Origin of the sequence: Microbacterium sp. (assembly GCF_044340635.1) — a bacterium.
GTDB lineage: Bacteria > Actinomycetota > Actinomycetes > Actinomycetales > Microbacteriaceae > Microbacterium.
In genome coordinates, this window is record NZ_JBIITF010000014.1 from 1 (window position 1) to 23486 (window position 23486).

The window sequence follows — 23486 nt, forward strand, 5'->3', positions numbered from 1 at the left end:
CGAAGGCGCCGTCACCACGAACTGGAAGAAGGCGCTCTCGCAGCTCGCGATCGCGTTCCCCGACCGAATCAACCCCTACCTCTGACCACCCACCGATGCCCGCTTACACAAACAACTTGACAGGCTCGAGGGGCGTCAAGCGCGTCGCGGACTCGGTGGCCGCGATCTGCAGCACGTCCTGTTCGAACTCCGCCCGCATCTCCGGCGTCTCGATGATCGCCCCGGCCGTGACGATCGCGCGGACGTGCGCGGCAGAGATGACTCCGGCATCCAGTGCTTCCAGCGTGCCTTTGTAGTCGTTGGCGAGGGTTGCGGCGTCGCCCATCTGGCGTTGCACGGTGCGGTCACTGACCCGCAACGCGGCACCGATCTCGGCCGCGATCGACCGATACGGGAACCCGGCATCCGACCCGACGCGCCCGTTGTCCGCTTCTTCGGTCCAGTCCGCCGCGATCGCCTCCGCCTCAGCAAACGCGCGCGCTTCCTCAGCGTCCAAACGGGCTTTTGCGGCACGGATCTCGATCAGCTTCGGCAGCACCACGTTCATCCGCGCGTCGGCCCGAAGTCGGGCATTCAGTGCGGAATCGGTCATGACTTCATCATCCGACCAACCACCGACATTCCCACCCCGAAAACGACCCGGATCAGGCCTTCACAGATGAGAAGAACATGAGAAAACCCGAGCTCGAGGGATGAGCTAGCCAGACCGACCAGTGACGTCGAGCCCATGTCGAGCTGTCACAAAATGCTCGATTTGATCACCAAATGGAGCAGTCTGTGACAGGTCGATCGCCGCAGCCCCTATGACGCCTGCGCCTCGATGAGTTCGGGCCCGTTGTTGCGGACGTTGCCCACGGCGCGTCCGACGACGTGACTGTCGAGCGTCGCGGCGACGGATGGTGCGGCGTCGATCGCGGCATCGAGGACGTCGCCGATGTTGTCGGTGTCGGTATCGAGCCAGGCCTCGGCGTGGTCCATGTCGACGAACAGCGGCATGCGGTCGTGGATCGAGCCGAGGTTGCCGATCGAATCGCGCGTCAGGATCGTAAAGCTGAGCACCCAGCGGGCCGGGTCGTCGTCCGCAGCGGCGGGGTTCTTCCACCACTCGTAGAGCCCCGCCATGAGCAGGGGAGAGCCGTCCGCCGGGTGGATATAGTGCGGCTCTTTGCCGTCGTCCGTGACCTTCCACTCGTAGTAGCCGGAGGTCGGTACGATCGCGCGGCGCTTCTCGAGCGCACCACGGAACATCGGCTTGTCCTCGATCTCCTCGGAGCGCGCGTTGAACGCGCGCGACCCGATCGAGACATCCTTCGCCCAACTCGGCACGAGGCCCCAGCGCGCAGCCTCGAGGCGTCGGGTCGGGGGGTCAGTCTTCGCCGAGTCGAGGACGATAGCCGCCCTGTCGGTGGGCGCGATGTTGAACGAGGGCGCGGGCAGGTCTTCGGCCACCGTGTCGACATCGAGCAGGGCCGTCAGATCGGCCGGAGGTCTGGTCACCACGAAGCGTCCGCACATGCCTCAAACCCTACGCCGGGCCCCGGACGTCAGGACGGCGCCGGACGGTCCCGCTCGTGGGATGGACAGTATTCCGGTGGAACTCGCCGCCCGCGGCCCTTCCACCGACTATCCCGGCCGTTCGCGCGAGATTCTCCGGAATCGTGTCCGTCGATAGCGTCAGACCAGGCCGGCGTGCTCCAACTTGTCCAGGATGCCCGCGCCGTCGGACGCCGTGACCCAGGGGGCCTGGGCGTCGGAGTGGTCGTCGACCGTCTGACGTCCACCCGCAAGCACGGCCTCGGTCGTGGAGAGACGACGGATGGCGACGGCTCTGACCTGGCCCGGGTGGTCTTTCGCGAACTCGGTGTAGATCGACTCGTCGTGCTGCCCGTCGTCGCCGATCAGCAGCCACTGCACCTGCGGAAACTCGGTCGCTAGCCTGCGTAGGTTGTCGAGCTTGTGCTCGCGACCGCTCCGGAACCACCGGTCGTGCGTCGGACCCCAGTCGGTCAGCAGTATTCCGCCGGGCGGGAAGAGGTGGCGGGAGAGAAAGCGGGTGAGCGTCGGTGCGATGTTCCAGGCGCCGGTCGACAGGTAGATCATCGGGGCACCCGGATGGCTCCGCACCAGGCGTTCGAGCAGCACAGCCATGCCCGGGACGGGCAGGCGCGCGTGCTCGTCGACGACGAACGAGTTCCACGCCGCGATGAGCGGACGGGGGAGCGCCGTCACCATGACGGTGTCATCGACATCCGACACCACGCCGAACTTCACGTCCGACCCGACGATGAACACGCGGGCCTCGACCGGCTCGCTGTTCTCGACGGACAGTTCGAGGGTCTGCCATCCGGACTCGAGCTCGGCCTGAACGACCGTGTCGACCACGCCGCCGCGGTCGGACACAACGGTGTGCGTGCGACCGGCGACCGTGATCTTCACCTCGGAGTAGCCGACGGGGATGCTGATGAAGCTGCGCCATCCGCGCAGGCTGCTGATCTCACCCGACTTCGTGTCGCGAGGCGGGCGGACGATCAAGACGCGCCCGACGACACGTACCCAACCCTCGCCGCCGTACCCGGGGAAGGGAACGATGCTGGCGCTCAGCCCTCGCCGGCGGGCGCGCTTCTCGCGCCAAGCGTGGAATCGGTGCTCGAGTCTTGCCAACCAGAGGATCTTGGCGGGAAGAGCGGGGGCTTGCGTCGAAGTGGGCATCGCCCTCAGTCTTTCATGCCCTCCGGCGCATCCTCATCGCGCAGGTGACGGCGTTCGATACGTTCGATGACCTTCTTGCCAACGAACACGAGCCCGATGAACAGCACGATCACGCCGACGAAGATGTACCCGGCGAAGTGCACCGTGTCGGCGAGTTCGCGATACGTGCCCGCGGCGGCCGCCGCGACGGAGACGTAGAGCGTTGCCCAGAGGATGCAGGCGGGCGCCGTCCACGCGAGGAAGCGCCGATAGGGGTAGGCGCTCATGCCCACCGTCAGGGGCACGAGCGAGTGCAGCACGGGGAGGAAGCGCGACAGGAAGATCGCGGGGCCGCCCCGGCGACGCAGGTAGCGCTCCGAACGATCCCAGTTCTTCTCACCGATGCGCGCGCCGAGACGGGAGGCGCGGATGCGTGGGCCCAACCACCGACCGATCCAGAACCCGATGCTCTCGCCGATGAGGGCCCCGACGACGACGGCGACCCCGAGCAGGACGCCCTCGAGCGGCGACGACACCGCGGTCGCGGCGACGATCACGATGGTGTCGCCCGGAACGACGAGACCGATCAGGATGCTCGTCTCGAGCATGATCGCAACGCCCGCGAGCAATGTGCGCAACACCGGGTCGACGCTCTGGACCGAGTCCAGCAGCAACGAGAGGAACTCGTTCACGCGTCGAGCCTACGATGCTCAGGTCCCCGTACCCTGGGTGCGTGCCCCAGGATCTCGACGTCGAGTCGCTCCCCGACTGGATCGAGCCCGCCGCGGTTTTCGCGGCGCTGGAATCGGCTCATCCGAACCTGTTCTGGTTGGACGCGGGTGCCGACGCCGAATCGGGGTGGAGTTTCGTGGGCCACGGCGTGCCCTCGGCCGTCGCCGAAGTGCGGGATGTGCGCCTGGCCGGTGCCCCCGGCGAAGCGGAAGACGCAGACCGCGAGTGGTCTGCGGGCCCGTTTCGGGGCGGTTGGGTCGGCTGGTTCGCGTATGACCCGGCGGCGGAGCGCGCCGGTGCCCCGGCCCGCGCCGCAGCAAGAGACGCCGCGCGGGGTGGAGCGGATGGCGATGCCTGGATGCACGCCCGCGGCTGGTTCGCCTTCGATCACGCCACCCGCCGGACCTGGGCCGTCGCGCCCGGCCGGGAGCTGGTGTCCTGGGCGAACGAGGTCCGAGCGGCCGCGAGCCAGACGCCCCGGCCCGCGCCCGCCCCGGCATCGCCGTCGGGATCCCCCTCACAGAGGACTGCCACCTCGCGCCACACCCCCGCCGAGTACGAGGCGCTGATCGCACAGTGCCACGACGCGATCCGCGCCGGTGATGCCTACCAGCTGTGCTTGACGACGCGGTTCGAGGTCGAGACATCCGACTCTCCCGTATCCGTCTATACCCGGCTGCGCGCCACGAGTCCCGCACATCACGGCGGATTCGTCCGCATCGGCGGCGTCAGCCTGCTGAGTGCCAGTCCCGAAGAGTTCCTCGGCGTTCGCGACGGAATCGTGCGGACCCGGCCGATCAAGGGCACGCGGCCGCGCGGCGCCGACCCGGAAGCGGATGCCGCCCTGGCGCGCGACCTTCTCGCGAGTGAGAAGGAGCGCGCCGAGAACGTCATGATCGTCGACCTGATGCGCAACGACCTGTCACGGGTGTGCGAGGTCGGCACGGTGCGGGTCGACGCGCTGCTCGCGGTGGAGACGTACCCGCACGTGCATCAGCTCGTCAGCACCGTGTCGGGGCACCTGCGCCCGGGCGCGACCGTCGGCGAACTGCTCGACCGCGCCTTCCCGGCGGGCTCGATGACGGGGGCGCCCAAGCTTTCGGCGATGACGATCCTGCAGAAGCTCGAGGTGGGGGAGCGCGGCATCTATGCCGGATGCTTCGGGTGGATCGGCCTCGACGGAACCCTTGATCTCGCCATGGTCATCCGCTCGATCGTCATGCGCGGTGGCCGCGCTGTTGTCGGGGCGGGCGGCGGCATCACCTGGTCATCCGTCCCGGTCGAAGAGGTGCGTGAGGTGGGCATCAAGGCGCGCGCTCCGCTCGGCGCGCTCGGCGCCGCGCTGCCGCCTGGTTGGTAGGGGTAAGCGCCCATCCACCGGCCGGCGAGCGGCGCAGAAGGGTCGGGTAACCTGGAAAAAGCGCCTGCGCTCATCCCGAACCCCCCGCTCGATTGGTTTTTCTGTGTCACAAACCGTTCCGACCGACAACGCTGACCACGCTCCCGGCGATGGCGCGCGCTACGACGCCGCCGCGATTCAGGCGAAGTGGCAGACCGCGTGGGAGGCGAAAGACCCCTTCCGTGCCGGTGGTGATGGCGACACCCGCCCGCGCAAGTACGTCCTCGGAATGTTCCCGTACCCGTCGGGCGACATGCACATGGGCCACGCCGAGAACTACGCGTACGTCGACACGGTGGCCCGGTTCTGGCGCCACCGCGGCTACAACGTGCTCAACCCGATCGGCTGGGACTCCTTCGGTCTGCCCGCCGAGAACGCGGCGATTCAGCGCGGCGTCGACCCGCGTGAGTGGACCTACGCAAACATCGGCCAGCAGAAGACGAGCCTGCGCGCGTTCGGCACGTCGTATGACTGGAGCCGCGTGCTCCACACGAGCGACGACGACTACTACCGCTGGAACCAGTGGCTGTTCCTGAAGCTGTACGAGCGCGGCCTGGCGTACCGGAAGGACGCCCTGGTCAACTGGGACCCCGTGGATCAGACCGTGCTCGCCAACGAGCAGGTGCTGCCGGATGGCACGTCCGACCGCAGTGGCGCGATGGTCGAGAAGAAGAAGCTCACGCAGTGGTTCTTCAAGATCACCGACTACGCCGACCGCCTGCTCGATGACCTCAACCAGCTCGAGGGATTCTGGCCGCAGAAGGTCATCCAGATGCAGCGCAACTGGATCGGTCGCTCGATCGGTGCCGACATCGACTTCGAGATCGAGGGTCACCCCGACACCGTGACGGTGTTCTCGACGCGCCCCGACACCCTCCACGGCGCGACGTTCTTCGTCGTCGCCCCGGACTCCGACCTGGCTCAGCAGCTCGTCGCCGATGCCGAGCCCGAGGTGCGCGAACGCTTCACGACGTACCTCGACGGTGTGCGTCGCGCGACCGACATCGAGCGTCAGAGCACGGATCGCCCGAAGACGGGTGTGTTCCTCGGACGCTACGCGATCAACCCGGTCAACGGCGCGCGTCTGCCGATCTGGGCCGCCGACTACGTCCTGGCCGACTACGGGCACGGTGCCGTCATGGCCGTGCCCGCGCACGACCAGCGCGACCTCGACTTCGCCCGCGCCTTCGACCTGCCCATCACGGTCGTGGTCGACACGACCGCTCCCATAACCGGTGCGATTCCCGTGATCGAGCTGGACGACGACGGTGTGCCGATCGATCCCGGGGCCGACGCTCCCGGGCTCGACGACATCGACCCGGCCCGCACGGGCATCGCCCTGACGGGCGAGGGACGGATGATCAACTCCGGCCTCCTCGATGGCCTGTCCAAGCGCACGGCGATCACGCGCAGCATCGAGCAGCTCGAGGCATCCGGCAAGGGTCGCGCGGCCAAGTCGTATCGCCTGCGCGACTGGCTGATCTCGCGCCAGCGCTTCTGGGGCACGCCGATCCCGATGCTGCACATGGAGGACGGCGAGATCGTGCCGGTCCCCGAGGACCAGCTGCCGATCCGTCTGCCGGGCGTCCAGGGACTCGACCTCACGCCCAAGGGCGCCTCGCCCCTCGGTGCCGCCGAGAACTGGGTCAACACGGTCGACCCCGCCTCGGGTGCACCCGCCCGTCGTGACCCCGACACGATGGACACGTTCGTCGACAGCTCGTGGTACTTCCTGCGCTTCCTGTCGCCGGGCAACGACGAGAAGGCGTTCGACCCCCGCGAGGCGCAGCGGTGGGCCCCCGTCGATTCGTACATCGGCGGCGTCGAGCACGCCATCCTGCACCTGCTGTACGCGCGCTTCATCACCAAGGTGCTGTTCGACATGGGTCTGGTGGACTTCACCGAGCCGTTCTCGTCGCTCATCAACCAGGGCATGGTCACGCTCGGCGGCACGAAGATGTCGAAGAGCAAGGGCAACCTGGTCGAATTCGCCGCGAGCATGGAGTCCCCGGGTGCCGACGCGGTGCGTGTGGCGATCGCATTCGCGGGCCCCGTCGAGGACGACATCGAGTGGGAGGATGTCTCGACCGGCGGCGCCCAGAAGTTCCTCGCTCGCGCCTGGCGCGTGGCGAACGACGTCGACAGTGACCCGAGTGTGATCTGGGCCGAGGGCGACGCCGCGCTGCGCCGCGTGACGCACCGCCTGCTGGCCGATGCGCCCGGACTCGTGGAGCAGACCAAGTTCAACGTCGTCATCGCGCGCCTGATGGAGCTCGTCAACGCGACCCGAAAGGTCATCGACACGGGCGCCGGTCCCACCGACCCCGCCGTGCGTGAGGCCGCCGAGGTCACCGCGATGATCCTCGACCTGTTCGCGCCGCACACGGCCGAAGAGATGTGGGAGATGCTCGGCTACAAGCCGTTCGTCGGACTCGTGACGTGGCGTCAGGCCGACCCGATGCTGCTGGTCGAAGAGAACGTGACCGCGGTGGTTCAGGTCGACGGCAAGGTGCGCGGCACCCTCGAGGTGCCCGCCCGCATCGGCGCCGAGGAGCTCGAGAAGCTCGCCCGCGCCGACGAGAAAGTCATCCGCTCGATCGGCGACCGCGAGATCGTCAAGGTCATCGTGCGCGCCCCGAAGGTCGTCTCGATCGCGACCCGCCCGGTGTAGCTGCCGCCGCTCCTGCTGCGCCTGCTACCGCTGCCGAAAAGTGGGACATGCCCTTGGGGTGTGTCCCACTTTTTGTCGGTAAGCGGCGATCAGAGCGAGCGAAAGTGGGACACGAAGCACGATAAGTGGGACACGAGCGTGCGGGTGCTCGTCCTCCCCAACCGGGAGCGCGCGAGAGGTGCCACCGATGCGGGTGGCGAGAGGTTGCGGGGACCGAGGCATCCGTAGCGTGACGGTGTGGCGCGCGACAACCCTCCGAACTCGGCCGCCGATGAGTCTCTCGGCGGGGCGGGCGACGCGTACACGCGTGCATCGCCGCGCGCCCGGGCGATGGTGGGTGCGGTCGTCGTCGTTCTGCTCGTCGCGCTGGGCACCACGGTCGTGGTCGGGATCGTGCAGTCACGGGCCACCTCACCCGAGGTGGTCCCGCTCGCTGACGCGTCGGGGGTCGCGGGCGAGGACGTGTCGGCGGGTGTCCTCTACGTCCACGTGTCGGGAGCCGTAGCGCGTCCTGGACTGTATCGGCTCGAGGGCGGCGCGCGCTTGGTCGACGCCGTCGCCGCAGCGGGCGGATTCGCGGACGACGCCGACGACGCCGGCGTGAATCTGGCGCGCCCCATTTCCGATGGCGAGCAGATCGTCGTGCCGGTCGTCGGGCAGGCGCCGCCCGTGGCATCCGGCAGCGGCGGCACGGCCGGCGACGCCCGCGTGAACCTCAACACGGCCACCGTCGCCGAACTCGACACCCTGCCGCGGGTCGGTCCCGCCATCGCGCAGCGGATCATCGACTGGCGCGACGCGAACGGACGTTTCGCGGCGGTCGAGGACCTGCTTTCGGTCCCGGGCATCGGCGAAAAGATGCTCGAGTCGATCCGGCCCCTCGTCGTGCTGTGAACGTGGCCGCGCGCAGATCCCGCAAGCACCACCCGTTGGTCGTCCCGGCGGTCGCCGCGTGGGTTGCCGCGCTCGTTGTGGTCATCGTTCCCTCCGCGGCCTCGTGGGCGGCGCTCATGGCCATAGCCCTGCTCGCGCTCGTCCTGGTCGGGCTTGTCCGTCGCCCGTCCCTTGCGCTGCTCGTCGCGGCCCTCTCGATCGTCCTCTCCGGATGCGTCGCGGCCCACGTCGCGATCGCCGACGGGGAAAGAGCGGATGTCATCGCCTTTGTGGGGCATGGCGGTCGCGCCGTTGTCGTCGAGGCGACCGTCAGCACCAAGATCGAGCCGGCGACGGCGGGCGCGGTGCGCTTCGAAATCGACACGCGAGTCGTACGGGCGGGCGGACGGCAGCTTGAAGCATCCGTTCCGCTGGCGATCTGGGTCGATTCCCGTGTGCTGGCCGGCATGCAGGCGCGGGATGCACTGGATCTCGGAAGCACCGTGACCGTGCGAGGCTCGGCGCGTCAGACGGATGCGGGCGACCGGGCCGTGCTCATCGTCTTCGCGACCGCCCTCGAGGTCGATGCGGCCCCGACGGGTGCACTGGGCGTGACCGCAGACCTGCGCAGGAGCTTCGTCGGCCGAGCCTCGGCGTTGCCCGGTGCGGGCGGCGGGCTCGTTCCGGGGCTTGCGGTCGGCGACACCTCCGCCGTTTCAGATGCGCTCAGTGAGCAGATGCGCACGAGCTCGCTCAGCCATCTGACCGCGGTCTCGGGTGCGAACTGCGCGGTCGTCGTGGCGCTGACGTTCGCCCTGGCCGGGTTGCTGAGGATGCCGCGGCTGATCCGTATCCTGCTGTCGCTTGTGGCCCTCGGATGCTTCGTCCTGCTCGTGACACCCGAGCCGAGCGTGATGCGGGCGGCCGCGATGACCACGATCGCGCTGCTTGCCCTCGCGGCGGACCGCGCGAGCGCGGGGCTGGCCGTGCTCGCCCTGGCCGTCGGGGCCCTGCTCATCAGCGACCCGTGGTTGTCGCATTCGCTCGGCTTCGCGCTGTCGGCCGCGGCGACCGCGGGACTGCTGGTGCTGAGTCGTCCCCTCGCCGCGGCGTTTGCGCGTGTGCTGCCCGTACCCCTCGCGATCGCCCTGTCGATTCCGGCCGCTGCGCAGTTGGCCTGCGGGCCCCTGCTCGTGCTGATCGATCCGAGGATTCCGGCATACGGGGTCGTCGCGAACCTGCTCGCGGGTCCGGCCGCGCCCATTGCGACGCTCGTCGGACTCGCGGCCTGCCTGTTCGGTTTCGTACCGCCGGTCGCGGATCTGCTGACGTGGATCGCGTGGGTTCCGGCATCCTGGATCGCCGGCGTGGCGGAGGTGCTCGCCGAGTTCCCCGGTGCGAGCCTGCCGTGGCCGGGTGGCGTGGTGGGGGCGGTCGCACTCGCCGTCGCCAGCGCGGCGCTTCTATTCGCCCTTGTGGTTCGCCCGCGCACGGCGCTGGCCCGACGCGCGAGGGCGGGCATCGCGTTCGTCCTGGTCGCGGCATCGGGGGTCGCCGTCGGGGGAGTGCTGCTCGATCGGCCGCTCGCGCCGCTGACGGTACCCGCAGAATGGAGCGTCGCCCAGTGCGACATCGGGCAGGGCGACGCCGTGCTCTTGCGGTCGGGCGGCGAGGTGGCGTTGATCGACACGGGTGCCGATGTGGCGCTGCTCGAGGACTGCCTGGCCCGGGTCGGGGTGGCCCACATCGACTTCCTCGTTCTGACGCACTTCGACCTGGACCACGTCGGAGCTGTCGAGGCCGTGCGTGGGCGCGTCGGAACGGTCATTCACGGATCGCCGGGTGAGGCTGCGGACGAGCGGATGATTCGGGACCTCGTCAGCGCAGGGGCTCATGCTGTCGCGGGCGTCGCGGGAATGACCGGCACGCTGGGGGCGGCCCGCTGGCAGATCCTCTGGCCGAGCTCCGGGCGGTCGCCGTTCGAGCCGGGAAATGATCTGAGCCTCGTACTCGACGTTGCACGCACGGAAGACGGGATGCCTCGCGGCCTGTACCTCGGCGACATCTCCGCAACCGCTCAGCGCGCCCTCCGGGCAACGGGGCGGGTGCGCGGAACGTACGACGTCGTGAAGGTCGCGCATCACGGCAGCGCGGATCAGGACCCGGATCTTTACCGGGTCGCCGACGCATCCCTCGCCCTCATCGGGGTCGGCGCGGACAATGACTACGGGCATCCGCGTGCCGAGACCCTGGACCTGCTCACCGGCGCGGGAACGACGATCGTGCGATCGGATGTCGACGGTCTGGGGCTCGTGCGCCATGTGGATGGCGGGTTGGAGATATGGCGCGAGGGTGGCGGCTGAGTCCACCGAGCTCGGAATGGGCCGATTGTGCCGCGCAGTCGTGACTCTGGCTGCGCGCAGTCGTGACTCTGGCTGTCGGTCGCCGTCAGTAGGCTGGGGGGATGGCGACACGATCGGCTCGAACCCCGGCGAAGCCGGCAGCGAGCCGCATCCCGCAGCTGTCGTGGCGTCGTCCCGAGCCCGCGCCGATCGTTCTCGTATCCGGACCCGAAGAGGTGTGCGCCGAGCGCGCGATCGCGGGCCTGCGCGACTACCTCCGCGCCGAGGACCCGTCGCTCGAGGTCTCGGACGTTCGCGCGGATGCCTACGCTCCCGGGACCTTGCTCGGCGTCACCTCGCCGTCGCTGTTCGGCGAGCCGCGGCTCGTCCGGGTCGGCGGGGTCGAGAAGTGTACGGACGAGTTCCTGGCCGAGGCCCTGTCGTACCTCGCGCATCCCCAGGAGGGCGCGACCGTCGTGCTCCGCCACACCGGCGCGAGCGTTCGCGGCAAGAAGCTGCTCGACGCGATCCGCGGCGGGCAGGGCGGGGGCGTCGAGATCGCTTGCGCGGCGGTCAAACGCGACTCCGACCGCTACGACTTCGCCGCGGGCGAGTTCCAGGCCGCGCAGCGCCGCATCGCGCCGCCCGCTCTTCGGGCGCTCACCTCGGCCTTCGCCGACGACCTCACCGAGCTCGCCGCCGCGTGTCAGCAGCTCATCGCCGACGTGGATGGCGACATCACACCCGAGATCGTGCAGCGCTACTACGGCGGCCGGGTCGAGACATCCGCCTTCGCCGTCGCCGACACCGCGATCGCCGGACGCTATGGTGAGGCTCTCGTTGCGCTGCGTCACGCTCTCGCCTCGGGCGCCGACCCCGTGCCGATGGTCGCGGCGCTCGCGTCGAAGCTGCGGTCCATGGCGCGGGTGGCCGGAACACGCGAGTCATCCGCGCAACTGGCCGCACGCCTCGGTATGAAGGACTGGCAGGTCGATCGCGCCCGACGCGACCTGGTCGGCTGGAGTGACGACCAGCTCGGGATGGCGATTCAGGCGGCAGCCCGTGCGGATGCCGAGGTCAAGGGTGCCTCGCGTGATCCGGTTTTCGCGCTCGAGCGGCTGCTGACGGTGGTGGCGACTCGCACGCCGTTCCCCGGCGGTCCCGCGCCCCGCCGCTGACCCGCACGCTGGTCCGGACCGGTCACTGAGCTTGTCGAAGTGACCAGCTGTGCCCTCCGTGCGCCTGGCTGCTCCCTTCGACAAGCTCAGGGAGCGGAGGCCCGCCAACGACGAAGGCCCGCCCCCTGGGGGACGAGCCTTCGTGAATGCGTTCAGATCAGAGCGCAGCAACCTGCTTGGCGATGGCCGACTTGCGGTTCGCGGCCTGGTTCTGGTGGATGACACCCTTGCTGACGGCCTTGTCGAGCTTCTTCGTCGCGGTGACGAGGGCTGCTTCGGCGGCGGCCTTGTCGCCGGCGGCGGTTGCCTCGCGGGTGCGACGGATAGCCGTCTTCAGCTGCGTCTTGACCGCCTTGTTGCGCTCGTTCGCCTTGATGTTGGTCTTGTTGCGCTTGATCTGCGACTTGATGTTTGCCACTGTGTCGAGTCTTTCGTTCGAGGAGAGTTTGGATGTGTTTGCCGGCCGGCAGAAGAGGGCTGTCGGGCAGCGATCGTGAGGGTGGGATACCCACACGCAAGCCAATCAAAGAGTCTAGCAGGTCAACGCGTGCGAACCCTGCGTGCCGAGGGTGCCTCGCCGCCCGCCTCGATCGTGGCGATCGCCACATCGAGCAGCGCATTGAAGACGCGCGGACGCATGGCCGTGACGAGATGGCTCGTTTTCGGAACGACGACCAACTCGGCCTCGGGCTTCAGCCGCAGGAAGAGCCGTTCGTTGAGCCGCATCTGGTCGTACTGCCCGTTGATGAACCAGACCGGCACGTCGATGCGTCGGAGTGCCGTCAGCAGGTCGAGGACGGAGAGTGAGCGCAGGGTTGCGTCCTGCGCGTCGAGGGCATACCCGCCGGCGCCGAAATCGAGACGTGTGTCGGCGGGCAGCGTGCGGTCGAGCACCTTGTTCGTCAGCCACATTCCCCGGTCGGGCAGACGGTTGAAGCCGCCGGCGAGCGCCCGATACGCCGATAACCCGGCGGTACGAGGCAGGGCGGTGCATCCGGCTCCGATGAAGGCGGCGACGGGCGGATGCTCCGGCCCACCCACGTACTCGGTGCAGAGCAGTCCGCCCATGGAGTGTCCGACGAGCAGCACGGGGCCGTCCTCGGCGGCGCGACGAACTGCTCGGTCGATGGTCGCGAAGGCTTCGTCGATGTCGAAGGTCTCGCCCATGCGCGTGCCGTGTGCGGGCAGATCGAGAGCGTGAGCCCCGATGCCGCGGGCCTCGAGGTGCGCGACCTGAGCCCGCCACATCGTCGCCGAGGTGCGAATTCCGTGGACGAAGACCACCTGCACCGTCATGCCTCCAGCTTAACTTTTGGGGGCGGGTCCGAGCCCGCCTCGCGAAAGGACGCAACACGCCGCGCCGGTCGCGTGCTGACGGGGTGTTGCGTCATCTCGGGAACAGCCCGGCGCCGCGAGTCGGCACTTTCTCGCGAAAGGACGCAACACGCCGTGCCCACGAAACCCACGCGGCGTGTTGCGTCCGTTGGGCGAGGCACTGGCGCAAATAGGTCGACCCCGAATGCGGAACGGCCCCCGCACCCGAAGGTACGAGGGCCGTTCCGGAGGAGCGGTGCAGGCTAGAACAGCACCCGAACCTTCGCCTTCTTGCTCGTCGATCCCTCGACGGCAGCGGTGTCCGCGGGGACGAACTCCGCGGTGTACTGGTGCGCGCCACGGCTGAGACGCGGGAGCGTCACCGATGCGATACCCAGACGACCGACCTCGACCTCGGCGATCACCGTCTTGCCCTCACGGAACACGACCGTGCCCGCTGCGCGACCCTCCGACTGCGACACGTACGCGATGAGCGTGGCGTGCAGCAGGCCGTTGATGTGCAGCGGCGGCAGGGCGACCAGCGTCGTCTTGCTCGTCGCGACGGGCACAGCCTCCTCGATTGTGAGGGGAACCGTGACCGTCGTGCCCGTGGCGGACGTCAGCACGAGAGCGGATGCCCCGGCCGCTGTCCCCGCGGGGATCGTGACCGTGACCGTCGCCGCGCCAGCCGTGACGGGCACGGTGCCGAGCGGTGAGCCACCGAGCGAGACATCGAGCGACGTCGTCTCGGGCGTGCCGCGGCTCGTCATGTTGAGCCCCGAGACCGAGAACGAGACGTCGGTCCCGGCGACAGCCGACTCCGGGGCACCCTGCACGGCCACGCCCTGCTTGGCGTACGACGGCGCGACCGGCGAACCCTCGGCGAGGAAGTCGATCCACGCCTCGTAGTCGAGCAGGCCGGTGTCGACGTAGTCCGTTCCCTCGGTGAAGACCCGGAAGTTGTCGCCACCCGTTGCGAGGAACGACGCCGTACCGACGCGGTACTCCGCCGCGGGATCGAGCGGCGCGCCGTCGATCGTCACGGAGGTGATCCGCGAGCCCTCGGGCAGCGTCGGGTCGAACGTGTAGGTGACGTTGTCCGACAGTCCGAGCTGCAGGTAGGGGCGGCTCGGCACGTTGCCGCTGGCATCCCGCTGCCACTGCTGCTCGAGCAGCGTCGTGAACTGCGCACCCGTGAGGGTGACCAGCGCGAGCGTGTTGTTGAACGGCTGGACCGCGTTCGCCTGAGAGAACGAGATGGTGCCATCCGGCATCCCGGCCACGGCGCTCGCGCCGAACTCGGCCTGCGTGTCGAACAGGTCGGCGCGAAGACCGCCCGGGTTCGTCACACCGATCTGCGCACCGTTCGGCAGCGCCGACAGGGAGTCGAGGATCGACCCCGCGACGAGGTTGCCGAGCGCGGACTCCGACGCGCGGTCATCCCGCGAGCCGCCTGTCCACACGCCGTTCACGAACGAACCGCCGACGTACGCCGTCGTGATGTCGCCCGACACCTCGGCCACCGCCGTGTTGCCGATCTCGGCAGCGTAGGCGAGAGCCTGCGTGACGATGTCGTTCACAGCCGCGACCCGCGGGTACGTCGTGATCAGTTCGGCGGCGGGAGTCGTGGTGCGCGCGACGTTCTCTTCGGCGTGATCCAGGACGTCGCCCGTCTCGGGGTCGAGCGTCAGCGTGATCTTGCCGATCTTGGCGCCGTACGAACCCGTCTGGACGATCGGGCGGGTCTGGTCGGTACCGGGGATCGTCGCCGACCAAGCGTATTCCTTGTGCGTGTGGCCCGTGAAGATCGCGTCGACCTCGGCGGCCGTGTCCTCCACGATCTGTGCGAAGGCACCGCCACCGGCGATCTCCTCTTCGAGGGTCGCGCCATCCGGAGTTCCGGCGCCCGCGCCCTCGTGGTACATCGCCACGAGCACGTCGGCTTCCCCGTTGCCCTCATCGCCGTCCGACAGCTCGGCGGCGACGCGGTTGACGGCCTCGACGGGGTCGCCGAAGCTGAGGCTCGTGATGCCGGCGGGCGACACCAGGGCCGGGGTCTCTTCGGTTACGGCACCGATCACGCCGACGGTCAGACCGTCGACCTGGATCAGTGCGTATTCGTCGAGGGCCGGGGTCTCGGTACCCACCTCGTACACGTTCGCTCCGAGGTAGGAGAAGTCCGACTCGGTCGTCACGCGGCCCGCGAGGTCGTCGAAACCGCGATCGAACTCGTGGTTTCCGACGGCGGATGTCTCGAGCTCGAGGGCGTTCAGGACGTCGATCGTCGGCTGGTCCTGCGCGACGGCCGAGGCGAACAGCGATGCCCCGATGTTGTCACCCGCGGACAGGAACAGCGTGGGTCCGGATGCGGCATCCCGCAGCTGCTCGATGGTTCCGGCGAAGTTCACCGTGTTGGTATCGATGCGACCGTGGAAGTCGTTGATGCCCAGCAGCGTCAGCTCGACCGGCGGTTCCTCCGCCGACAGGCCGACGATCACCGGGTCGTGGTCGGACGAGCGGTAGGGGCCCTCCTCGTAGAACAGCGTGCCGTGGTAGCCGTAGCGGCTGTACTCCAGCGCGACGGACTCACCCGAGTTGATGTTCCAGATGTCGCCACCCGTGGCGCGAGCGAGCGCCGCGTCGTTCAGCAGGATGTGGTCGAGCGAGCCCGAGAGTCCCGAGAAGGAGTAGCTCGACGAATCGATCTCGAGCGCGTCCTCAGCGTTGGCGTAGCCCGCGTCGTAGAGCACCTGCAGCGGGTCCTCCTGGCTGTAGGAGTTGAAGTCTCCCGCGAGCATGACCGCGTCGGTCTCGTCCTGGATCTCGGCGACCCAATCGCGCAGCGCCGTGGCCTGGCGCACACGGGACTCGTTCGACGATCCCTGTCCGTCACCCGTGTCGGCGTCGCCCGGCCAAGGGCCGGCCGAACCCTTCGACTTGAAGTGGTTGACGACGAAGAGGAACTCGGCGCCGCCGTCGGCCGGGGCGAAGACCTGAGCGATCGGCTCGCGGGCGTTCTGGAACGCCTCGCCGCTCTCGCTCTGGTCGCCGAGCGCACGGGATTCGCCCACCCGCTCGACGAGTGCCGGCTGGTAGATGATCGCGTTGGTGATGACGTCCTGTCCGGATGCTGCGGGCAGCTCGTCCGAGGAAGGCACGAACGCCCACTTCTCGGTGCCGGCGGCCTCATTGAGAGCAGCGACGAGCGTCGCGGTGGCCTCATCGACGGGCTCGCCGAGGGCGGCGGAGTTCTCGATCTCCATCAGGCCGACGACCGAGGCATCCAGCGCCTCGATCGCGTCCACGATCTTCGACTCCTGACGCGCGAAGTCCGCGTCATCCCAGGCGCCGCGCTGGTCGCAGCCCTGGCGCACCGTGACGGGCTCGCCCGCCGCGGTCGAGTAGGCCTGGCAGCTCGCATTCTCGTCGCCGAGTGTCGTGAAGTAGTTCAGCACGTTGAACGATGCGACGGACACGTCGCCGCCCACGTTCTCCGGCGCCGCCGTGCGCGGGTTCAAGAACTGCACACCGTCGGTGCCCGAGCCGTCCGCCGTCATGGGGGCGGTGGGGTTGAGCTTCCAGGCGTTGTTGCGGTAGTCGACGACCACGGGGGCCGAGAAGGTGGCGGATGCTCCGACCACGAGCGGCTCGACGAGCGAGACCCATGCGGGGGTCAGGCCCGCGTTCGCGGTGCTCAGGAAGTTGATCGAGGTGCCGTCGTCGAGCGTGACGGCGCGGGCCGCGTTGTCGGCCACGACGGCCGCCGCCTCGGGTGTACCCGGGCGTGCGACATCCGTCGGCTGCTGGAGCGGCGTCGTGCCGGCCGCGAGGCCGACCTCGCCGTACTGGTTGGTGCTGTACGTGTTCGAGACGGTGAAGGCGCCCTGCGGCTGCACGAGCATCGATTCGAGAGCCTCGCGCTCGGCGGCGTTCGACGGCCAGCCGATCGTCGCGGGAACGGGCGTGATACCCGCCTCGACGACGGTCGCGGCGCCTGGGGCGACGGTCAGCTCGGTGAGACCGTTGAACTCGCTGACGACACCCGTGACGCGCACGGTCTGGCCGGGAGCGACCTCACCGACGGCGCCGGGTGCGTAGACGAAGACGGCGTCGGAGGCCGTGTGGGTCGTGAGGTCGAGCGCTCCGCCGGTGCCGGCGGTCTGGATCACGTATCCGTTGAATCCACCGGTCGGGTAGTGCGCCGTGACGACACCCTCGGTCGTGACGGTCTGGCCGGCGAGCGGCGAGGCGTCGCCCGTGCCCTGAATGGCGTCGATCGCGACGACCGTGGGCTCGACCGGGTCGACCGGCTCCTCCGGGTCCACCGGCTCTTCGGGATCCACGGGCGGCTCTTCCGGCTCGCCGGCCGAAGAAGCCGTCGGAGTCGGGGTGCCAGCCGTGAAGTCCACGGCGTTGTTCGCCGTATTGGTGTTCACAGCGTCGCGCGAGACGCTCGTTGCGCTCGTCGTCGCCGGAGCGGCCCCCGCACCGGCGAAGTCGCCGGCGGATCCCCAACCGACGAAGTCGACCACGCTCGGTGCGCCGGCTGCATTGCCCGTCGCGCCCGTGAGCGCGGTGGTCGACGAGACAAGGGCGACCTTGCCGGTCGATCCGCTCAGGTTGGTTGTGCCGCTGAGGTCGGGTGTCGGCAACGGTGCTCCGACGGTGGCGTTGTTCGTCGCCTGCTGGATCAGGTAGTAGCTACCCGGCGCGATCGTGCCACTGAGGTTCGTGCGCCCGTTCCAGGTGCTTCCGGTCGAGGACGCGTACTGCACGCTCCAGCCGTCGATACTGACCGGGGCTTCGCTGGCGTTGTAGAGCTCGACGAAGTCGTGGGTCAGCACGGCGCCGCTGTTGCCACCCCCGCCGTAGACCTCGCTGATCACAATTGCGGCATCGGGGCTCACCGCGGCAGAGGCCGCGAGCGGAGCCGCGCCGATACCCGCGAGCGCGGTCGCGGAGACCGCGATGAGTGCGGCGGCGCGGCGACCGCGCGAGGGGCGCGGGGTGGGAGCGGATGCGGTGGGGGATTGATGTGCCTGCAGGTGAGGCGGCTGGGGTCGCCGATTACTCGTCACGTGTCGTCTCCATGCGGCTCGGTCACGATCGTGGAGGGATCGCGGGGGAACCAGCCGCACCATTGAGCATTCGTTGCAACCCAGCGATCGCGCAAGCATCGATGTGGTGAACAAACTCTCATCGTTTGTTTACAAATGGTTCCCTGGCGTGTTTCGAAAGGCCCGGGTTACGATGCCGCGCCCGGGCAGCAGCGGGCAGGTTCTCAGCTGCGTGTACCGGGGCCCGTAGAATCGACCGGACATGTCTCCCCGCGCCCTGAAGCCCCTCGAGCCCGCCGCAACGCCGCCCGAGAACATCCGCAACTTCTGCATCATCGCCCACATCGACCACGGCAAGTCGACGCTGGCCGACCGGATGCTGCAGATCACCGGCGTCGTCTCGGACCGCGACATGCGAGCGCAATACCTCGACCGCATGGACATCGAGCGCGAGCGCGGCATCACGATCAAGAGCCAGGCCGTGCGCATGCCCTGGTCCGCGCCGGGAACGGGCGAGACCTTCGCGCTGAACATGATCGACACCCCCGGCCACGTCGACTTCACGTACGAGGTCAGCCGCTCGCTCGCGGCGTGCGAGGGCGCGATCCTGCTCGTCGACGCGGCGCAGGGCATCGAGGCGCAGACCCTCGCGAACCTCTACCTGGCGCTCGAGAACGACCTGACGATCATCCCGGTGCTGAACAAGATCGACCTGCCCGCGGCCGACCCCGAGAAGTACGCGAAGGAACTCGCGAGCCTCATCGGCGGCAAGCCCGAGGACGTCCTGCGCGTGAGCGGCAAGACCGGCATGGGTGTCGAAGAGCTGCTCGACCAGGTCGTACAGCAGATCCCGGCGCCGAAGGGTAATCCGGATGCCCCGTCCCGCGCCATGATCTTCGACTCGGTGTACGACTCGTACCGCGGCGTCATCACCTACGTGCGTGTGATCGACGGCCACCTGTCCCCGCGCGAGCGCATCCAGATGATGTCTACCCGCGCCATCCACGAACTCCTCGAGATCGGCGTGTCGTCGCCCGAGCCCACCCCCACCAAGGGCTTGGGTGTGGGCGAGGTCGGTTACCTCATCACGGGTGTGAAGGACGTGCGCCAGTCCAAGGTCGGCGACACGGTCACGAACGCCGCGAAGCCTTCGAAGGAGGCGCTGCCGGGCTACACCGACCCGAAGCCGATGGTCTTCTCGGGGCTGTACCCGATCGACGGCAGCGACTACCCGGTGCTGCGCGAGGCGCTCGACAAGCTCAAGCTCTCGGATGCTTCGCTCAACTACGAACCCGAGACATCCGTTGCCCTCGGCTTCGGCTTCCGCTGCGGGTTCCTGGGACTGCTGCACCTCGAGATCGTCACCGAGCGCCTCGAGCGCGAGTTCGGCCTCGACCTGATCTCGACCGCGCCGTCGGTGACCTACGAGGTCACGACCGACGACAAGAAGACCTACACCGTCACCAACCCGAGCGAGTTCCCCTCGGGAACGAAGATCTCGAGTGTCACCGAGCCGATGGTCAAGGCGGCGATCCTCGCGCCCAAGGACTACGTCGGAACGATCATGGAGCTGTGCCAGCAGCGCCGCGGAACGCTCCTCGGCATGGAGTACCTCGGTGAGGACCGCGTCGAGATCCGCTACACGATCCCGCTCGGCGAGATCGTCTTCGACTTCTTCGACAACCTCAAGTCCAAGACCGCCGGCTACGCCTCGCTCGACTACGAACCGAGCGGCGACCAGGAGTCGGACCTCGTGAAGGTCGACATCCTGCTGCAGGGCGAAGCGGTCGACGCGTTCAGCGCGATCGTGCACCGAGACAAGGCCTACGCCTACGGCGTGCTCATGACCGAGCGCCTGAAGAAGCTCATTCCGCGCCAGCAGTTCGAGGTGCCCATCCAGGCCGCGATCGGCGCCCGCATCATCGCCCGCGAGTCGATCCGTGCCATGCGCAAGGACGTTCTCGCCAAGTGCTACGGCGGCGACATCAGCCGCAAGCGCAAGCTGCTGGAGAAGCAGAAAGAGGGCAAGAAGCGTATGAAGATGGTCGGCCGGGTCGAGGTTCCGCAGGAGGCGTTCATCGCGGCCCTCTCAGGGGATACCGAGACGAAGGCCAACTAGGCTCGAATGATGCGGCGCGGGACGTTCAAGGACGACACGGTGGACTACGCGGCGGTCGGGGCCACCCAGGCCGCCGACCTCATGCACTTCCCGCCCGAGCGGAGCATCCCGGCGGAAGAGACTCTGCGGATCGGCTCGGGTGAAGCCCGGTTCCAGGCCGCGAGCGAGTCGCTGCTGTCGTGGGGTGCGGTGCGCGGCGCGGGGCTTCGGCTCTCGGATGTGCGCCCCGCATCCGGTCCCATGTACTCCGGGGTGAGCTTCGACGAAGAGGGCAACGCCCTCGCGCCGTCGCGCACCGAAGCCGACCAGCGTTTCGACGCCGACGGCACCCCGTTCGTCGGCGCGGGCACCAACGTGCACGTACGCGGACGGGTCGGCGGTCTGCGTGCGGACGCCGAGCTGCGCGTGATCTTCGTGGTCGAAGAGACGCGTCGGGTCGGGTTCGCGCTCGGCACCGTGGGCGGTTCGGTCGTGCGCGGCGAAGAGTCCTTCATGGTCGACTGGTTGCCCAACGATGAGGTCTGGTTCACGGTGCGCGCGTTCGATGCGCCCGCCGCGACGACCTATCGCATGCTGAAGGGCCTGGTCCGTCGCCGTCGTCGTCAGTTGTTCACGCGCTACCTGCGGGCGATCTCGCCGCTCTACACGACACCGTCCTGACGTGGCCGGCCCCCTTCCCGTCGGCGATCCCGCACCCGCCGACGGCGCGCTGCCACGGGATCTCACGATCGACCCCGCAGCGGATCTCGGCGTATACCTCCACGTCCCGTTCTGCCGCGTGCGCTGCGGATACTGCGACTTCAACACGTACACCGCCACCGAGCTGCGGGGCGTCCGGCAGGACTCGTACGCCGAGACGCTGTCGGGCGAGGTCGCGATCGCGCGCCGCGTGCTGACGGATGCCGGGGCGCTCCGTCCCGCGTCGACCGTCTTCGTCGGCGGGGGCACCCCCACGCTGCTGCCCGCGGGGGACCTCGCGCGGATGCTCGGCGATGTCCGCGAGACCTTCGGGCTGATGCCCGGTGCCGAGATCACCGTCGAGGCCAACCCGGACACCATGACCACCGAGGTCGCCGACACCCTCGCCGCGGCCGGGGTGACGCGCCTGTCGATCGGGATGCAGTCGAGTGTGCAGCACGTACTCGCGGCGCTCGATCGCACCCACAACCCGGAGAACGTGGCGACGGCCGTCGCGACCGCGCGCGCCGCCGGGCTCGCCGTGAGCCTCGACCTGATCTACGGTGCGCCCGGGGAGTCGCTCGACGACTGGACCCAGTCGCTCGACTCGGCCCTCGCGCAAAACCCTGACCACGTCTCGGCCTACGCCCTGATCGTGGAGGAGGGCACGCCGCTGCACAGGCGCATCCGTCGCGGGGAGCTCGTCGCCCCGGACGACGATCTGCAGGCGGACATGTACGAAGCCGCCGACGCCCGCCTCGGCGCCGCCGGGTACGACTGGTACGAGGTGAGCAACTGGGCTCGCACGCCCGAGCACCGCTCGCAGCACAACCTCAACTACTGGCGCAGTCAGGACTGGTGGGGCTTCGGGCCCGGTGCCCACAGCCACGTCGGCGGGCTGCGCTGGTGGAACGTCAAGCATCCGGCCGCTTACGCGCAGCGCCTCTCGGTGGGGGAGTCGCCCGCGGCCGGACGCGAGAGACCGGATGCCGCAGCTTCCACCCTCGAGCGAGTACTGCTCGAGTCGCGCATCCGCGAGGGGCTCGCCCTCGATCGGGTGCCCTCGGCGTCACGGGTCGCTGTTGCGGGGCTCATCGCGGACGGTCTGGTCGAGGCATCCGATGCGCTGCGGGGTCGCATCGTGCTGACCCTTCGTGGTCGACTGCTCGCCGATGCCGTCGTGCGCGCCCTGCTGCCGTAGCGCCTGCCGCGTTCCGTCCGCACGACCGGGCAGACGACGCGCCGAGTCAGCCATCCCGGGCCCGGAGTGTCGGTCCTGGCGTCGTGCGGACGGTGCAGACAGATGGCAACGGCCGCGCCGCATCACCGCCGCACGGCCCCGACGCGTTAGAATTGGCACTCAGACTTCTCGAGTGCCAGCGGAAGGGGGATCATGGTCAGCGAACGAGGCCTGCAGGTCCTCCGGGCGATCGTCCAGGACTACGTCTCCACCCACGAGCCGGTCGGCAGCCGCTCGATCGTCGAGCGCCACGCCTTCGGAGTGTCGGCGGCGACGATCCGCAACGACATGGCGCTGCTCGAAGACGAAGAACTCATCGTCGCCCCGCACACGTCGTCGGGTCGCGTCCCGACCGACAAGGGCTACCGCGTTTTCGTCGATCACCTGGCAGAAGTTCGCCCTCTCTCGCCCGCTCAGCGGAGCGCCATCTCGAGCTTCCTCGGCGGCACGGGCGACCTCGACGACGTGCTCGCCCGCACGGTCCGTGTGCTCTCGCAACTGACGGGCCAGGTTGCGGTCGTGCAGTACCCGTCGTTCGCGAACGCGCACGTCACGCACGTCGAGCTCGTCTCGCTCGCGCCCCAGCGGCTGCTCATCATCCTGGTCACCGACACGGGACGCGTTTCGCAGCGGATCGCGCCCCTCACCGTGCCCCTGGATGAGGAAGACATCCCGGTGCTGCGTGGCCGGCTCGCCGCGCTCATCACCGGGCTCGCGGTGGGCGTGGCTTCCGAGAGGGTAGATGCTCTGCGCATCGCCGCCGACCCCGCCGCGCCCGTCATCGACACGGCGCTCGTCCAGGTGGCGCACGTTCTGTCGGAAGAGCTCGAGGAGTTCCGCCAAGACCGCCTCGTGATGGCCGGAGCCGCCAACCTCGCCCGCCGCGAGACCGACTTCCGCGGCAGCATCTACCCGCTGCTGGAGGCCATCGAAGAGCAGGTCACCCTGATCCGCCTGATGAGCGAGATGGTGGCAGACAGCCAGGGACTCGCGGCGAGCATCGGACGCGAGAACGAACCCTGGGGCCTCGCCGAGGCATCCATCGTCACGAGCGACTACGAGACATCCGGAACCATGGCCCGCGTGGGCGTCATGGGGCCGACCCGCATGGACTACCCGAGCAACCTGGCGGCCGCCCGAGCCGTCGCGCGATACCTCTCGCGCCTGCTCGACGAAGACGAGACGTCCCGCTAAC

General features: G+C 68.9%; 16 protein-coding genes. 9 read left to right on the plus strand and 7 right to left on the minus strand.

Going from position 1 to position 23486, the window contains the following annotated elements; all coding sequences use genetic code 11:
* Positions 1-103: 103 nt before the first annotated feature.
* From ACIQ0W_RS12140 to ACIQ0W_RS12155, 4 genes are all read right to left on the minus strand, one after another.
* Entirely contained in the window at positions 104-592 is a 489-nt protein-coding gene (locus ACIQ0W_RS12140; protein ID WP_396643009.1) for a DUF222 domain-containing protein, read from the minus strand.
* 209 nt (positions 593-801) lie between these two features.
* Entirely contained in the window at positions 802-1515 is a 714-nt protein-coding gene (locus ACIQ0W_RS12145; protein ID WP_396643010.1) for an SOS response-associated peptidase, read from the minus strand.
* 159 nt (positions 1516-1674) lie between these two features.
* Positions 1675-2709 carry an App1 family protein gene (locus ACIQ0W_RS12150; RefSeq protein WP_396643011.1) on the minus strand — a complete coding sequence of 345 codons (1035 nt, stop codon included), beginning with the start codon at positions 2707-2709 and terminating at the stop codon, positions 1675-1677.
* A gap of 5 nt (positions 2710-2714) precedes the next feature.
* The gene (locus tag ACIQ0W_RS12155; RefSeq protein WP_396643013.1) at positions 2715-3380 is read right to left on the minus strand and encodes a DedA family protein; all 666 of its coding nucleotides are present in this window, start codon (positions 3378-3380) and stop codon (positions 2715-2717) included.
* Positions 3381-3421: 41 nt separating this feature from the next.
* On the opposite strand from ACIQ0W_RS12155, the gene pabB reads away from it, so the two are divergent.
* From pabB to holA, 5 genes are all read left to right on the plus strand, one after another.
* The gene (pabB, locus tag ACIQ0W_RS12160) at positions 3422-4780 is read left to right on the plus strand and encodes an aminodeoxychorismate synthase component I (RefSeq protein WP_396643014.1); all 1359 of its coding nucleotides are present in this window, start codon (positions 3422-3424) and stop codon (positions 4778-4780) included.
* Positions 4781-4883: 103 nt separating this feature from the next.
* Positions 4884-7490 carry a leucine--tRNA ligase gene (gene leuS, locus ACIQ0W_RS12165; protein WP_396643015.1) on the plus strand — a complete coding sequence of 869 codons (2607 nt, stop codon included), beginning with the start codon at positions 4884-4886 and terminating at the stop codon, positions 7488-7490.
* A 237-nt stretch (positions 7491-7727) separates the two neighbouring features.
* Complete coding sequence (locus ACIQ0W_RS12170) at positions 7728-8384, plus strand: helix-hairpin-helix domain-containing protein (protein ID WP_396643016.1); 657 nt, start codon at positions 7728-7730, stop codon at positions 8382-8384.
* Positions 8385-8386: 2 nt separating this feature from the next.
* Positions 8387-10726, plus strand: coding sequence for a ComEC/Rec2 family competence protein (locus ACIQ0W_RS12175; RefSeq protein ID WP_396643017.1), 2340 nt, complete (start codon positions 8387-8389; stop codon positions 10724-10726).
* Positions 10727-10827: 101 nt separating this feature from the next.
* Positions 10828-11883 carry a DNA polymerase III subunit delta gene (gene holA, locus ACIQ0W_RS12180; RefSeq protein WP_396643018.1) on the plus strand — a complete coding sequence of 352 codons (1056 nt, stop codon included), beginning with the start codon at positions 10828-10830 and terminating at the stop codon, positions 11881-11883.
* A gap of 157 nt (positions 11884-12040) precedes the next feature.
* Here holA and rpsT read toward each other — a convergent pair whose 3' ends face one another.
* The 3 genes from rpsT to ACIQ0W_RS12195 form a co-directional block, all read right to left on the minus strand.
* On the minus strand, positions 12041-12301 hold the full coding sequence (rpsT, locus tag ACIQ0W_RS12185) for a 30S ribosomal protein S20 (protein WP_396643019.1): 261 nt from the start codon (positions 12299-12301) through the stop codon (positions 12041-12043).
* Positions 12302-12423: 122 nt separating this feature from the next.
* Positions 12424-13179 (minus strand): alpha/beta fold hydrolase, encoded by a 756-nt coding sequence (locus ACIQ0W_RS12190; RefSeq protein WP_396643020.1) that lies wholly within the window; start codon positions 13177-13179, stop codon positions 12424-12426.
* Positions 13180-13460: 281 nt separating this feature from the next.
* Entirely contained in the window at positions 13461-18167 is a 4707-nt protein-coding gene (locus ACIQ0W_RS12195) for an ExeM/NucH family extracellular endonuclease (RefSeq protein WP_396643080.1), read from the minus strand.
* Positions 18168-18516: 349 nt separating this feature from the next.
* Between ACIQ0W_RS12195 and lepA the strand changes: the two genes are divergently transcribed.
* The 4 genes from lepA (at position 18517) to hrcA (ending at position 23485) form a co-directional block, all read left to right on the plus strand.
* A complete protein-coding gene (lepA, locus tag ACIQ0W_RS12200; protein ID WP_396643021.1) occupies positions 18517-20373 on the plus strand; it encodes a translation elongation factor 4 in 1857 nt (618 codons plus the stop codon).
* Between the two features lie 9 nt (positions 20374-20382).
* Positions 20383-21033, plus strand: a complete 651-nt coding sequence (locus ACIQ0W_RS12205) for a DUF1990 family protein (RefSeq protein ID WP_396643022.1) — start codon at positions 20383-20385, stop codon at positions 21031-21033.
* A 1-nt stretch (position 21034) separates the two neighbouring features.
* Positions 21035-22252, plus strand: coding sequence for a radical SAM family heme chaperone HemW (gene hemW, locus ACIQ0W_RS12210; RefSeq protein ID WP_396643023.1), 1218 nt, complete (start codon positions 21035-21037; stop codon positions 22250-22252).
* A 192-nt stretch (positions 22253-22444) separates the two neighbouring features.
* Entirely contained in the window at positions 22445-23485 is a 1041-nt protein-coding gene (gene hrcA / locus ACIQ0W_RS12215; RefSeq protein ID WP_396643024.1) for a heat-inducible transcriptional repressor HrcA, read from the plus strand.
* Position 23486: the final 1 nt, after the last annotated feature.